Origin of the sequence: Pseudomonas sp. DR48, from assembly GCF_019823085.1 — a bacterium.
In the GTDB taxonomy this organism is placed as follows: Bacteria; Pseudomonadota; Gammaproteobacteria; order Pseudomonadales; family Pseudomonadaceae; genus Aquipseudomonas.
On the sequence record NZ_CP081946.1, the window covers coordinates 1,211,482 to 1,225,603 of the forward strand.

The 14,122-nt window shown below is 53.7% G+C and carries 10 protein-coding genes, 5 tRNA genes and 2 rRNA genes; all 17 read right to left on the bottom strand.

Annotation, left to right across the window (positions count from 1 at the left end):
* Positions 1-4,074: a DNA-directed RNA polymerase subunit beta gene (gene rpoB, locus K5K95_RS05610; protein ID WP_010467260.1), complete on the bottom strand. Its 4,074-nt coding sequence runs from the start codon at positions 4,072-4,074 to the stop codon at positions 1-3.
* A 220-nt stretch (positions 4,075-4,294) separates the two neighbouring features.
* Positions 4,295-4,660, bottom strand: a complete 366-nt coding sequence (gene rplL, locus K5K95_RS05615; RefSeq protein WP_123404361.1) for a 50S ribosomal protein L7/L12 — start codon at positions 4,658-4,660, stop codon at positions 4,295-4,297.
* Positions 4,661-4,738: 78 nt separating this feature from the next.
* Positions 4,739-5,239: a 50S ribosomal protein L10 gene (gene rplJ, locus K5K95_RS05620; RefSeq protein ID WP_025215759.1), complete on the bottom strand. Its 501-nt coding sequence runs from the start codon at positions 5,237-5,239 to the stop codon at positions 4,739-4,741.
* Between the two features lie 198 nt (positions 5,240-5,437).
* Positions 5,438-6,133, bottom strand: coding sequence for a 50S ribosomal protein L1 (gene rplA, locus K5K95_RS05625; protein WP_007896626.1), 696 nt, complete (start codon positions 6,131-6,133; stop codon positions 5,438-5,440).
* Positions 6,133-6,564, bottom strand: coding sequence for a 50S ribosomal protein L11 (rplK, locus tag K5K95_RS05630; RefSeq protein ID WP_222588672.1), 432 nt, complete (start codon positions 6,562-6,564; stop codon positions 6,133-6,135). Before rplK ends, rplA begins: the two co-directional genes overlap by 1 nt.
* Positions 6,565-6,681: 117 nt before the next feature.
* Entirely contained in the window at positions 6,682-7,215 is a 534-nt protein-coding gene (nusG, locus tag K5K95_RS05635; protein WP_007896622.1) for a transcription termination/antitermination protein NusG, read from the bottom strand.
* A gap of 9 nt (positions 7,216-7,224) precedes the next feature.
* Positions 7,225-7,593 carry a preprotein translocase subunit SecE gene (gene secE / locus K5K95_RS05640; RefSeq protein ID WP_090179217.1) on the bottom strand — a complete coding sequence of 123 codons (369 nt, stop codon included), beginning with the start codon at positions 7,591-7,593 and terminating at the stop codon, positions 7,225-7,227.
* 45 nt (positions 7,594-7,638) lie between these two features.
* A tRNA-Trp gene (locus tag K5K95_RS05645) sits at positions 7,639-7,714 on the bottom strand.
* A gap of 174 nt (positions 7,715-7,888) precedes the next feature.
* A tRNA-Thr gene (locus K5K95_RS05650) sits at positions 7,889-7,964 on the bottom strand.
* Positions 7,965-7,990: 26 nt separating this feature from the next.
* Positions 7,991-8,064, bottom strand: a tRNA-Gly gene (locus K5K95_RS05655).
* Between the two features lie 24 nt (positions 8,065-8,088).
* Positions 8,089-8,173, bottom strand: a tRNA-Tyr gene (locus K5K95_RS05660).
* Between the two features lie 142 nt (positions 8,174-8,315).
* On the bottom strand, positions 8,316-8,756 hold the full coding sequence (locus tag K5K95_RS05665; protein ID WP_222588673.1) for a hypothetical protein: 441 nt from the start codon (positions 8,754-8,756) through the stop codon (positions 8,316-8,318).
* 7 nt (positions 8,757-8,763) lie between these two features.
* Positions 8,764-9,513, bottom strand: a complete 750-nt coding sequence (locus K5K95_RS05670; protein WP_222588674.1) for a pantothenate kinase — start codon at positions 9,511-9,513, stop codon at positions 8,764-8,766.
* Positions 9,503-10,462, bottom strand: a complete 960-nt coding sequence (birA, locus tag K5K95_RS05675; RefSeq protein ID WP_222588675.1) for a bifunctional biotin--[acetyl-CoA-carboxylase] ligase/biotin operon repressor BirA — start codon at positions 10,460-10,462, stop codon at positions 9,503-9,505. Before birA ends, K5K95_RS05670 begins: the two co-directional genes overlap by 11 nt.
* Before the next feature lie 136 nt (positions 10,463-10,598).
* Positions 10,599-10,714: ribosomal RNA gene (gene rrf, locus K5K95_RS05680) — 5S ribosomal RNA — on the bottom strand.
* A 163-nt stretch (positions 10,715-10,877) separates the two neighbouring features.
* A 23S ribosomal RNA gene (locus tag K5K95_RS05685) occupies positions 10,878-13,768 on the bottom strand.
* A gap of 250 nt (positions 13,769-14,018) precedes the next feature.
* A tRNA-Ala gene (locus K5K95_RS05690) sits at positions 14,019-14,094 on the bottom strand.
* Positions 14,095-14,122: the final 28 nt, after the last annotated feature.

A 14,122-nucleotide genomic window follows, 5' to 3' on the forward strand; every position in this document is an offset into this window, starting at 1 on the left:
TTATTCGGTTTCCAGATCGATATCGATGCCGAGGGAACGAATTTCCTTGATCAACACGTTGAAGGACTCGGGCATGCCCGGCTCCATACGGTGATCGCCATCCACGATGTTTTTGTACATCTTGGTACGGCCGTTCACATCGTCCGACTTCACTGTGAGCATTTCTTGCAGAGTGTAAGCAGCACCGTATGCTTCCAGTGCCCAGACCTCCATCTCCCCGAAACGCTGACCACCGAACTGCGCCTTACCACCCAGCGGCTGCTGGGTAACCAGGCTGTACGAACCGGTAGAACGAGCGTGCATCTTGTCGTCTACCAAGTGGTTCAGCTTCAGCATGTACATGTAGCCAACAGTAACCGGGCGCTCGAACTTGTTGCCGGTACGACCGTCAGTCAGCTGCATCTGGCCGCTTTCCGGCAGGTCTGCCAGTTTCAGCATGGCCTTGATTTCGCTTTCCTTCGCGCCGTCGAACACTGGAGTGGCCATTGGAACACCGCCACGCAGGTTCTTCGCCAGATCCAGGATTTCCTGGTCGGAGAAGCTATCCAGATCTTCGTTACGACCGCCGATCTGGTTGTAGATCTCGTCGAGGAATTTACGAAGTTCAGCCACTTTGCGCTGCTCTTCGATCATCCGGTTGATCTTCTCGCCCAGACCTTTAGCCGCGAGGCCGAGGTGGGTTTCAAGGATCTGACCAACGTTCATACGCGAAGGTACGCCCAACGGGTTGAGGACGACGTCGACCGGGGTGCCATTGGCATCGTGCGGCATGTCTTCAACCGGCATGATCACGGAGACCACACCTTTGTTACCGTGACGACCGGCCATCTTGTCGCCCGGCTGGATGCGGCGACGGATTGCCAGGTAAACCTTGACGATTTTCAGCACGCCTGGAGCCAGGTCATCGCCCTGCTGCAGTTTGCGCTTCTTGTCTTCGAACTTGTCGTCCAGCAGACGGCGGCGATCAACGATGTAGGCCTGGGCCTTCTCGAGTTGCTCGTTCAGAGCATCTTCAGCCATGCGCAGTTTGAACCACTGACCATGCTCAAGACCGTCGAGAACTTCGTCGGTGATGTCCTGACCTTTCTTCAGACCGGCGCCGCCTTCGGCTTTGTGGCCGACCAGAGCGGAACGCAGACGTTCGAAAGTTGCGCCTTCAACGATACGGAACTCTTCGTTCAGGTCCTTGCGGATCTCGTCGAGTTGAGTCTTCTCGATCGACAGAGCACGAGCATCACGCTCAACACCGTCGCGGGTGAAGACCTGTACGTCGATGACGGTACCCTTGGTGCCGGTAGGCACACGCAGGGAGGTGTCTTTAACGTCGCTGGCTTTTTCACCGAAGATGGCACGCAGCAGTTTTTCTTCTGGAGTCAGCTGGGTCTCGCCTTTCGGAGTGACCTTACCTACCAGAATGTCGCCTGCGCCTACTTCAGCACCTACATAAACGATACCGGCTTCGTCCAGCTTGTTCAGTGCAGCTTCACCCACGTTCGGGATGTCTGCAGTGATTTCCTCTGGCCCAAGCTTGGTGTCACGCGCCACACAGGTCAGTTCCTGAATGTGGATCGTGGTGAAACGATCTTCCTGAACCACACGCTCGGACAGGCAGATGGAGTCTTCGAAGTTGAAGCCGTTCCATGCCATGAACGCGATGCGCATGTTCTGACCCAGAGCCAGTTCACCCATATCGGTGGACGGACCGTCAGCCATGATGTCGCTGCGCTGAACCCGATCACCTTTACGCACCAGCGGACGCTGGTTGATGCAAGTGTTCTGGTTGGAGCGGGTGTACTTGGTCAGGTTGTAGATGTCGACACCAGCTTCGCCGGTTTCAACTTCGTCATCTGCAACACGAACCACGATACGGCTAGCGTCGACGGAATCGATAACGCCACCACGACGAGCCACGACGCAAACGCCGGAGTCACGGGCTACGTTACGCTCCATGCCGGTACCGACCAGCGGCTTGTCAGCGCGCAGGGTCGGTACAGCTTGACGCTGCATGTTCGAACCCATCAACGCACGGTTGGCGTCATCGTGCTCGAGGAACGGGATCAGCGACGCTGCAACCGAAACTACCTGCTTCGGCGACACGTCCATCAAGGTGACGTCTTCCGGCGCCTTGACGGTGAACTCGTTCAAGTGACGAACAGCTACCAGCTCGTCGATCAGGACTTTCTTGTCGTTCATCGTGGCCGAAGCCTGAGCGATCACGTGATCAGCTTCTTCGATAGCGGACAGGAATACGATCTCGTCGGTGACCAGAGCGTCTTTCACCACACGGTACGGGCTCTCGAGGAAGCCGTACTGGTTGGTGCGCGCATAGGCAGCCAGGGAGTTGATCAGACCGATGTTCGGACCTTCCGGCGTTTCAATCGGGCATACACGACCGTAGTGAGTCGGGTGTACGTCACGGACTTCAAAGCCGGCACGCTCACGAGTCAAACCGCCAGGGCCGAGTGCAGACACACGACGCTTGTGGGTGATCTCGGACAGCGGGTTGTTCTGGTCCATGAACTGGGAAAGCTGGCTGGAACCGAAGAACTCTTTCACCGCCGCAGCCACTGGCTTGGCGTTGATCAGGTCTTGCGGCATCAGGCCTTCGCTTTCAGCCATCGACAGACGCTCTTTGACCGCACGCTCAACACGTACCAGGCCAACGCGGAACTGGTTCTCGGCCATTTCGCCTACGCAGCGAACACGACGGTTACCCAGGTGGTCGATGTCATCGACGATGCCTTTGCCGTTACGGATGTCGACCAGAGTCTTCAGAACCGCGACGATGTCTTCTTTGCACAACACGCCCGAACCTTCGATCTCGGTACGACCGATACGACGGTTGAACTTCATCCGGCCGACCGCAGACAGGTCATAGCGCTCAGGGCTGAAGAACAGGTTGTTGAACAGAGTCTCGGCAGCGTCTTTGGTTGGCGGCTCGCCTGGACGCATCATGCGATAGATCTCGACCAGCGCTTCCAATTGGTTGCTGGTGGAGTCGATCTTCAGGGTGTCGGAGACGAACGGACCGCAGTCGATATCGTTGGTGTACAGAGTTTCGATACGAACAACCTGGGCCTTGGCGATTTTCGCCAGGATCTCGGTGTTCAGCTCGGTGTTGCACTCTGCCAGGATTTCGCCGGTTGCCGGATGCACGATGGCCTTGGCGGTAGTGCGACCCAGGACGTAGTCCAGAGGCACTTCCAGGGTCTTGAGACCGGCTTTTTCGATCTGGTTGATGTGGCGCGCAGTAATACGGCGACCAGCCTCAACGATGACCTTGCCTTTCTCGTCCTGAATATCAAGTACAGCGATTTCACCACGCAGACGCGAAGCAATCAGTTCCAGACTGAGGGTTTCGCCGCTCAGGTGGAAAACGTTGGTGGTGTAGAACGCGTCGAGCACTTCTTCAGTGGTATAGCCGAGCGCGCGCAGCAGTACCGATGCAGGCAGCTTGCGACGACGGTCGATACGCACGAATACGCAGTCTTTCGGGTCGAACTCGAAGTCCAGCCACGAACCGCGGTAAGGAATGATGCGCGCGGAGTACAGCAGTTTGCCGGAGCTGTGCGTCTTGCCACGGTCGTGGTCGAAGAACACGCCCGGGGAACGGTGCAGCTGGGAAACGATTACACGCTCGGTACCGTTGATTACGAAGGTACCGTTCTCAGTCATCAGGGGGATTTCACCCATGTAGACTTCTTGCTCTTTAATGTCCTTGATCGCTTTGTTCGACGATTCTTTGTCGAAAATGATCAGGCGCACTTTTACCCGCAAAGGTACGGCGTAAGTTACACCGCGCAATACGCATTCTTTGACATCAAATGCCGGCTCGCCCAGGCGATAACCGACGTACTCCAGCGCAGCATTGCCGGAGTAGCTGATGATCGGGAAAACGGATTTGAAGGCCGCATGCAGGCCCACGTCGCGGAACTGATCTTTAGTCGCTCCCGCTTGCAAGAATTCACGATACGAATCCAGCTGGATGGCCAGGAGGTACGGCACATCCATGACGTCCGGCAACTTGCTAAAGTCCTTGCGGATACGTTTTTTCTCAGTATATGAGTAAGCCATCAGCGTTCCCCAGCTTGGTCACCTGCTTGTTTGGCCCCTCCCGACGGGAGCAGCCAGAAAATCGTGCAAACCCCATGGTTTGCGCCACCGCATCGGGTGGTTACAGCTCGCTATCAACACCGACCCAGTCGGCTGCCAATAACGGAAAAAGGCCGGTGGCAAGAGCCACCAGCCATCAGCCTTTCGCTTAACGCTCGGGCTGGAGGAGCAAAGTCGATGCTTACTTCAGCTCGACTTTAGCGCCTGCTTCTTCCAGAGTGGCTTTTGCTTTGTCAGCTGCGTCTTTCGAAACAGCTTCCAGAACGATGCCAGGAGCGCCGTCAACTACTGCCTTGGCTTCTTTCAGGCCCAGACCGGTCAGTTCACGTACTGCCTTGATCACGTTAACTTTCTTCTCGCCAGCTTCGGTCAGCATGACGTTGAATTCAGTTTGCTCTTCAACAACGGCGGCAGCAGCAGCTGGACCGGCGGAAGCAGCGGCAGCGGAAACGCCGAATTTTTCTTCGAAAGCTTTGATCAGCTCAACAACCTGCAGAACCGACATTTCAGCTACGGCGTTGAGGATATCTTCTTGGGAGATAGACATTACTGTATTTCCTGAATTGGGGGACGGCCTACGCGGCCATCGAAATAAACAAAAATACGCGAAAGGAGTTGCTCAGCCTTAGGCTGCAGCAGCTTCTTTTTGCTCGCGAACTGCAGCCAGAGTACGAGCCAACTTGCTGGTAGCGCCTTGAATCACGCTCATCAGCTGAGAAATAGCTTCGTTACGGGTCGGCAGTGTTGCCAGTACGTCGATTTGGTTAGCTGCGAGGAACTTGCCCTCGAACGCAGCTGCCTTGATCTCGAACTTATCCTGACTCTTGGCGAATTCCTTGAACAAACGGGCAGCAGCGCCTGGATGATCTTTGGAGAACGCGATCAGAGTCGGGCCGGTGAACACGTCGTTGAGGACACTGTATTCAGTGTCAGCAACAGCGCGCTTGAGCAGGGTGTTACGTACAACACGTACGTATACGCCAGCTTCACGAGCCTCTTTACGGAGTCCGGTCATTGCGCCTACTGTCACACCGCGGGCATCAGCCACAACAGCGGACAGGGCAACTTTGGCAGCCTCGTTGACTTCAGCGACGATGGCCTTCTTGTCTTCGAGATTAATTGCCACGGGTTTAACTCCTGCTTGTTACCGTTTCATCTGGCCTGAGCCGGATGTCGTTTTGGTGTCTGATTCGGTAAGGAACCGGGAGCACCATCTGCGTAGGCTTGAGGTTTAAGACTTGCGTCGCCTACGGTCTTGGATAGCCCCCGCCAGGCAGGGACCCCAATCTTTCAACTGGCGCAATTGCTTGCGCCAATCTGTGTCTTACGCGTCGAGCGAGCCTTGGTCGATGACCAGACCTGGACCCATGGTGGTGCTCAGGGTAACGCGCTTGACGTAAATACCTTTCGAGGAAGCTGGCTTGATACGCTTCAGATCAGCGATCAGGGCTTCAACGTTTTCCTTCAGCTTGACGGCATCAAAGCCGACTTTGCCAACGGAGGTGTGAATGATGCCGTTTTTGTCGGTGCGATAACGAACCTGACCAGCCTTGGCGTTTTTAACCGCGGTAGCTACGTCTGGAGTTACGGTGCCGACTTTAGGGTTAGGCATCAGGCCGCGAGGACCGAGGATCTGACCCAACTGACCCACAACGCGCATGGCATCCGGGGATGCGATAACTACGTCATAGTTCAGGTCGCCGCCTTTCATTTCGGCAGCTAGGTCGTCCATACCTACACGGTCAGCGCCGGCAGCCAGAGCGGCCTCAGCAGCTGGACCCTGGGTGAACACTGCAACGCGAACGGTCTTGCCAGTGCCGTGTGGCAGCACAGTAGCGCTACGAACAACCTGGTCAGATTTACGCGGGTCAACACCCAGGTTCACAGCAACGTCGAACGACTCGCTGAACTTGACAGTCGACAGCTCAGCCAGCAGAGCAGCAGCATCTACAAAATTGTAGGACTTGCCTGCTTCGATTTTGCCGGCGATAGCCTTTTGACGCTTGGTCAACTTAGCCATTACACACTCTCCACGTTAAGGCCCATGCTACGAGCAGAACCGGCGATAGTACGCACGGCTGCATCCATATCAGCTGCAGTCAGATCCGCGTTTTTGGTTTTCGCGATTTCTTCCAGCTGAGCACGGGTCACGGTGCCAACCTTAACGGTGTTCGGACGAGCGGAACCGCTAGTCAGACCAGCAGCCTTCTTCAGCAGAACCGAAGCAGGCGTGGACTTGGTTTCGAAAGTGAAGCTACGGTCGCTATAAACAGTGATGATCACTGGAGTCGGCAGACCTGGTTCAATACCCTGAGTACGGGCGTTGAAAGCCTTGCAGAATTCCATGATGTTCACGCCGTGCTGACCCAAAGCAGGACCAACAGGTGGGCTTGGGTTAGCCTGAGCGGCCTTCACTTGCAGCTTGATGTAAGCGGTAATTTTCTTGGCCATGAGGCACTCCAATTACGGGTTCGAACGCCTCGAAAGGCTCCCCGGTTACTTGCGCGTTTATCCCAGTGACGACAAAACCCCACAGCCTAGGGCTGCGGGGTTGGGATGCTTGCTCAGCTAGACCTTTTCGACCTGACTGAACTCTAACTCTACCGGAGTAGAGCGACCGAAAATGAGCACTGCCACTTGGATCCGGCTCTTTTCGTAGTTAACTTCTTCGACCGTACCGGTAAAATCGGCAAACGGACCGTCATTGACACGTACCGACTCACCCGGCTCGAACAACGTCTTGGGCTTCGGCTTGTCGCTACCATCAGCAACGCGACGCAGAATCGCTTCTGCCTCTTTATCTGTGATCGGCGCAGGCTTATCAGCGGTACCGCCGATGAAACCCATCACCCGAGGAGTGTCCTTGACCAAGTGCCAAGTACCCTCATTCATGTCCATCTGAACCAGCACGTAACCTGGGAAGAACTTGCGCTCGCTTTTGCGTTTCTGGCCATTACGCATTTCAACCACTTCTTCAGTGGGAACCAGAATTTCGCCAAAGCCATCTTCCATGCCAGCCAGCTTTACGCGCTCTACCAACGAGCGCATTACATGCTTCTCGTAACCGGAGTAAGCATGCACAACGTACCAACGCTTAGCCACGGGACACCCTTAGCCGACAATCAAGGAAACAAGCCAGCCGAGCAGGGAATCAAGCCCCCACAACAGCAACGCCATAACCAGAACGACAGCCACAACAATCAGCGTGGTCTGCGTGGTTTCTTGGCGAGTTGGCCATACGACTTTACGAATTTCAGTGCGAGCTTCCTTAACCAGTACAAAGAAAGACTTGCCCTTGACTGTCTGCAGGCCTACAAAGGCAGCTACAGCAGCAATGGCGAGCAATGCAAGTACGCGATACAGGATCGGCGAAGCAGAGTAATACTGATTACCGACAACGCCAACAACCACCAAAGCGACTACCACAAGCCACTTGAGCAGATCGAAGCGAGAGCCTTGAACTTCAGCTTTAGGAGTCATCTATGAAGATCCTGTGAAAAGAAAGCCAGACACACCAAGTGAATCTGGCAGGTCAGGAGGGAATCGAACCCCCAACCTACGGTTTTGGAGACCGTCGCTCTGCCAATTGAGCTACTGACCTAAAACAAAATCAGGCCGACCATTATGCCGGCCCGAAAAAGACATTACAACAATTTACTCAGCAGCTTTGACTTCAACACCAAAACCACCCGCTCGATCGCCCTGCAAAAAACAACAATGGCGCGAACGCTACCATTAAAACAAAGGCAGATATTTTCATATCTGCCTTGTTATATGGAGCTCTTGAGCGGATTTGAACCGCTGACCTCACCCTTACCAAGGGTGTGCTCTACCAACTGAGCTACAAGAGCGTAACACTGTGCAAAACCTGCAAACTTGGAGCGGGTAGCGGGAATCGAACCCGCATCATCAGCTTGGAAGGCTGAGGTTCTACCACTAAACTATACCCGCGAGGCTTGCAGCTCTCGCTAAAAATGGTGGAGGGGGAAGGATTCGAACCTTCGAAGTCGTAGACGTCAGATTTACAGTCTGATCCCTTTGGCCGCTCGGGAACCCCTCCTAAGCGAGCCGGCATTCTATATCATGCCAGCCTTCTGTCAAGCATTTTCTCATTAAAAACCTGAGGTTAGCTGCGTTGACCTCGTTTCACACTGCTTACCGTTAAAGGTCTTCACTGCGAAGCGGGCGCCATTCTATGCAAACTATTCAGCGGGTGCAACCCCCTCGCAAGGCATTATTTTATGTTTTAACTCATTGAATTCTTTGGAAAGGTTTTGTAGCTGCGAGTCTTCCAGAAAACGCCGGCTTTCAGGGGCTATCCGCACCCAATAACCGGCAGAGTCGGCGGAGTCTTTCGGCAAGGACTGAAACTTTACATCCATACCAGCCAAACGCTTTTCTGCAAGCTGAGCAGTTTCCTGGCGAGCAAAACCTCCTAAATAGAGACAGCTGCCGTCTATAACCGCTGATTTGGCCTTCTCACGCGTCGTATCATTCGCCTCGCTCAGCAGTCGAATGTCCTGCTGCGCCCCCTTGTACAAGCTCAAAGGCGTCACGTCCTTCGCACGCAGCGGAGCCTCTTGTTGGTGCCAGATGTAATAGAAGACATTTAGTACGAGCAGCAGCAGAAACAACCAACGCATAGAAACCTCAGGACAAGGGACACGCCATAGCCAACCCTACAAACACCAGATCCGGAACCACCTTGGCCTCAGGCACAATCTCGGAGACCAGTCCCGCATCTCCCCCCGTGAGAAACACAGAATAATTCTCACCCCAATAACGACTTGCCAACTCCAACTGAGTCAGGACAAACCCTCTCAGCATAAGTGAGCATCCCCTCTCGACAGCCTCGACGGTCGTACGACCAGGAACGAGACTTTCCAGCGCGCGCTCGGCGGCAAGATCACCATAGCGAATCCGCCGCGTGTGTGTACGGAGCTGGTTACGCATCAATGACATCCCCGGACAGATAAATCCTCCAAGATGCCCGCCATCCCCATCTATAAAGTCAGCTGTAACAGCCGTGCCAAAATCGAGCACAAGACATGGACCCGAGGCCAAATGAAAGCCACCAAGCATCGCAAGCCAGCGATCCAGCCCCAGTCGCTCAAAATCCTCATAACCATTGCGCACCCCCGCTATCTCTCTAGCCGGCGCGGCGCACATCACGGAAACACCAAAAGCGCCTTCCAGCAGCGATATCAAGGCTTCGGTTTCTTCTGCAGTTCTCACGCTGACCAGTCGACAATGCGCGAGAGCAAGCCCCTCAAGCCCCTTCAGGCCTTTGAGCAATGCAAGATCGGAGTCGACAATACCTTCGCCAATCACCTGCCTGGCATCTGCACTGAGCACACGCCATTTAATAAAACTGTTACCGCAGTCAAGCTCAAGAATCATCACGCAACCTCAGACTGAGCTCGCCACCACTAAAGACTTTTTCCACACCATCCACCTTCAGGCGCAGGGCACCCCGACTGTCGATACCCAGCACCTCACCATCTATCCGGTTCACGCCGGCAATCAATGACACCGCTCGCCCCTGCCAAATATGACCTTGCTCCCACTCAGCATGAATCGCTGAAAAACCGGCCTGCTGATGGCGATTCAAATATGCCCTGAGCATCACCCCCAACTCTGCGACCAGGTGATTGCGATTGAACACCTTGCCCGTCTCAAGCCGCATGGATGTCCATTGCTGATCAACCTCATCGGTCATCTGCATATTCACATTAATTCCGACACCTAACACCACATGACACACATCAGCAGGATCACCCACTAACTCGAGCAATACTCCGGCGATTTTTTTCTGACCAACCAAAACATCGTTAGGCCATTTCAGGCCTGCACCCGAAACGCCAAGCGCCCGTAGCGCTTGCATTACAGCAAGACCGACAACAAGGCTCAAACCTTCCAGCTGCCGCATTCCACCCTCAATGCGCAATACCAGGCTGTAGTAGATGTTTTCCGCGAAAGGACTTGCCCACTTGCGTCCACGCCTACCCCGACCTGCAGTTTGCCTCTCGGCAAGCACTAAAAATGGTGCAGCCTGGCCACGCTCAACAGCACGCAACGCCTCGGCATTCGTGGAGTCAACCGAATCAAGGATGAGTATTGGCCAATCACATTCGGCCGCGTGCGCTTTTATATCGGCCGAATCGAGCAGTGTCAGTGGAGCAGCCAACTGATACCCGCGACCACGCACCTTATGGATAGATAATCCAAGCTCAGCCTCGAGATGCTGAAGCTGCTTCCAGACGGCACTGCGACTAACACCCAAGGCGACGCCGAGGTCCTGACCTGAATGGAATCGGCCATCTTTAAGAAGCTTTAACAACGTCAGCATGCAAGTCTCGCCTCAGAATGAGGCCCGCATGATAGCCATGCCCTGAGCCGTTGCATAGAAACCCTGGAGAACTGATTTTCCTGCGGGCAAAACAAAACCCCTACCTGCATACGCAGATAGGGGTTTCGGAATTTAATCTTGACGATGACCTACTCTCACATGGGGAAACCCCACACTACCATCGGCGATGCATCGTTTCACTGCTGAGTTCGGGATGGGATCAGGTGGTTCCAATGCTCTATGGTCGTCAAGAAATTCGGTAGCCAGGTCGTGCTCTCTTGCGAGGTCACGCTCCAGCGAATGGGTATGTGATAGCTGTCGGTGTTTTGCGAGCCTTCTCGAACTTTCGGTTCGTTTCGTCTTCACACACCGCAATCTGATGCTCTTTCGAGTAGTCAAATTGCTTGGGTGTTATATGGTCAAGCCTCACGGGCAATTAGTATTGGTTAGCTCAACGCCTCACAGCGCTTACACACCCAACCTATCAACGTCGTAGTCTTCGACGGCCCTTCAGGGGACTCAAGGTCCCAGTGAGATCTCATCTTGAGGCTAGTTTCCCGCTTAGATGCTTTCAGCGGTTATCTATTCCGAACATAGCTACCCGGCAATGCCACTGGCGTGACAACCGGAACACCAGAGGTTCGTCCACTCCGGTCCTCTCGTACTAGGAGCAGCCCCTCTCAAATCTCAAACGTCCACGGCAGATAGGGACCGAACTGTCTCACGACGTTCTAAACCCAGCTCGCGTACCACTTTAAATGGCGAACAGCCATACCCTTGGGACCGGCTTCAGCCCCAGGATGTGATGAGCCGACATCGAGGTGCCAAACACCGCCGTCGATATGAACTCTTGGGCGGTATCAGCCTGTTATCCCCGGAGTACCTTTTATCCGTTGAGCGATGGCCCTTCCATACAGAACCACCGGATCACTAAGACCTACTTTCGTACCTGCTCGACGTGTCTGTCTCGCAGTCAAGCGCGCTTTTGCCTTTATACTCTACGACCGATTTCCGACCGGTCTGAGCGCACCTTCGTACTCCTCCGTTACTCTTTAGGAGGAGACCGCCCCAGTCAAACTACCCACCATACACTGTCCTCGATCCGGATAACGGACCTGAGTTAGAACCTCAAAGTTGCCAGGGTGGTATTTCAAGGTTGGCTCCACGCGAACTGGCGTCCACGCTTCAAAGCCTCCCACCTATCCTACACAAGCAAATTCAAAGTCCAGTGCAAAGCTATAGTAAAGGTTCACGGGGTCTTTCCGTCTAGCCGCGGATACACTGCATCTTCACAGCGATTTCAATTTCACTGAGTCTCGGGTGGAGACAGCGCCGCCATCGTTACGCCATTCGTGCAGGTCGGAACTTACCCGACAAGGAATTTCGCTACCTTAGGACCGTTATAGTTACGGCCGCCGTTTACCGGGGCTTCGATCAAGAGCTTCGCGTTAGCTAACCCCATCAATTAACCTTCCGGCACCGGGCAGGCGTCACACCCTATACGTCCACTTTCGTGTTTGCAGAGTGCTGTGTTTTTAATAAACAGTCGCAGCGGCCTGGTATCTTCGACCGGCATGGGCTTACGCAGTAAATGCTTCACCCTCACCGGCGCACCTTCTCCCGAAGTTACGGTGCCATTTTGCCTAGTTCCTTCACCCGAGTTCTCTCAAGCGCCTTGGTATTCTCTACCCAACCACCTGTGTCGGTTTGGGGTACGGTTCCTGGTTACCTGAAGCTTAGAAGCTTTTCTTGGAAGCATGGCATCAACCACTTCGTGTTCTAAAAGAACACTCGTCATCAGCTCTCGGCCTTAGAATCCCGGATTTACCTAAGATTCCAGCCTACCACCTTAAACTTGGACAACCAACGCCAAGCTGGCCTAGCCTTCTCCGTCCCTCCATCGCAATAACCAGAAGTACAGGAATATTAACCTGTTTTCCATCGACTACGCTTTTCAGCCTCGCCTTAGGGACCGACTAACCCTGCGTCGATTAACGTTGCGCAGGAAACCTTGGTCTTTCGGCGTGGGTGTTTTTCACACCCATTGTCGTTACTCATGTCAGCATTCGCACTTCTGATACCTCCAGCAAGCTTCTCAACTCACCTTCACAGGCTTACAGAACGCTCCTCTACCGCATCACCTAAGTGATACCCGTAGCTTCGGTGTATGGTTTGAGCCCCGTTACATCTTCCGCGCAGGCCGACTCGACTAGTGAGCTATTACGCTTTCTTTAAAGGGTGGCTGCTTCTAAGCCAACCTCCTAGCTGTCTAAGCCTTCCCACATCGTTTCCCACTTAACCATAACTTTGGGACCTTAGCTGACGGTCTGGGTTGTTTCCCTTTTCACGACGGACGTTAGCACCCGCCGTGTGTCTCCCATGCTCGGCACTTGTAGGTATTCGGAGTTTGCATCGGTTTGGTAAGTCGGGATGACCCCTAGCCGAAACAGTGCTCTACCCCCTACAGTGATACATGAGGCGCTACCTAAATAGCTTTCGAGGAGAACCAGCTATCTCCGAGCTTGATTAGCCTTTCACTCCGATCCACAGGTCATCCGCTAACTTTTCAACGGTAGTCGGTTCGGTCCTCCAGTTAGTGTTACCCAACCTTCAACCTGCCCATGGATAGATCGCCCGGTTTCGGGTCTATTCCCAGCGACTAGACGCCCTATTAAGACTCGCTTTCGCTACGCCTCCCCTATTCGGTTAAGCTCGCCACTGAAAATAAGTCGCTGACCCATTATACAAAAGGTACGCAGTCACCCAACAAAGTGGGCTCCCACTGCTTGTACGCATACGGTTTCAGGATCTATTTCACTCCCCTCTCCGGGGTTCTTTTCGCCTTTCCCTCACGGTACTAGTTCACTATCGGTCAGTCAGTAGTATTTAGCCTTGGAGGATGGTCCCCCCATATTCAGACAAAGTTTCTCGTGCTCCGTCCTACTCGATTTCATGACTAAGAGATTTTCGCGTACAGGGCTATCACCCACTATGGCCGTACTTTCCAGAACGTTCCGCTAATCTCAAAGCCACTTAAGGGCTAGTCCCCGTTCGCTCGCCACTACTAAGGGAATCTCGGTTGATTTCTTTTCCTCAGGGTACTTAGATGTTTCAGTTCCCCTGGTTCGCTTCTTAAGCCTATGTATTCAGCTTAAGATACCTAACTTATGTTAGGTGGGTTCCCCCATTCAGACATCTCCGGATCAAAGTCTGTTTGCCGACTCCCCGAAGCTTTTCGCAGGCTACCACGTCTTTCATCGCCTCTGACTGCCAAGGCATCCACCGTATGCGCTTCTTCACTTGACCATATAACCCCAAGCAATCTGGTTATACTGTGAAGACGACATTCGCCGAAAATTCGATAATACTCAATTAAGAGCAACTCACAAATTTTACCTTAGCCTGAGCCGTTACCAGTGAAAGTAACGTTCAGTCTATCTTTCTATCACATACCCAAATTTTTAAAGAACGATCTAGCCAAAGACTAGAAATCAACATTCACCATCATCACGATGGAATGCTCATTTCTAAGCTTTCAACAAACAGAAGCAGTGAGTGGTGGAGCCAAACGGGATCGAACCGTTGACCTCCTGCGTGCAAGGCAGGCGCTCTCCCAGCTGAGCTATGGCCCCGTATTGCTACAGGTTCCCACACAAAAAT

Excerpts from the sequence above, each read along its gene's own strand:
- birA (WP_222588675.1), bottom strand. The coding sequence starts at position 10,462 with ATGCTGACGTTGTTAAAGCTTCTTAAAGATGGCCGATTCCATTCAGGT.
- rplL (WP_123404361.1), bottom strand. The coding sequence starts at position 4,660 with ATGTCTATCTCCCAAGAAGATATCCTCAACGCCGTAGCTGAAATGTCG.
- rpoB (WP_010467260.1), bottom strand. The coding sequence starts at position 4,074 with ATGGCTTACTCATATACTGAGAAAAAACGTATCCGCAAGGACTTTAGC.
- K5K95_RS05670 (WP_222588674.1), bottom strand. The coding sequence starts at position 9,513 with ATGATTCTTGAGCTTGACTGCGGTAACAGTTTTATTAAATGGCGTGTG.
- K5K95_RS05665 (WP_222588673.1), bottom strand. The coding sequence starts at position 8,756 with ATGCGTTGGTTGTTTCTGCTGCTGCTCGTACTAAATGTCTTCTATTAC.
- rplA (WP_007896626.1), bottom strand. The coding sequence starts at position 6,133 with ATGGCTAAGTTGACCAAGCGTCAAAAGGCTATCGCCGGCAAAATCGAA.
- rplK (WP_222588672.1), bottom strand. The coding sequence starts at position 6,564 with ATGGCCAAGAAAATTACCGCTTACATCAAGCTGCAAGTGAAGGCCGCT.
- secE (WP_090179217.1), bottom strand. The coding sequence starts at position 7,593 with ATGACTCCTAAAGCTGAAGTTCAAGGCTCTCGCTTCGATCTGCTCAAG.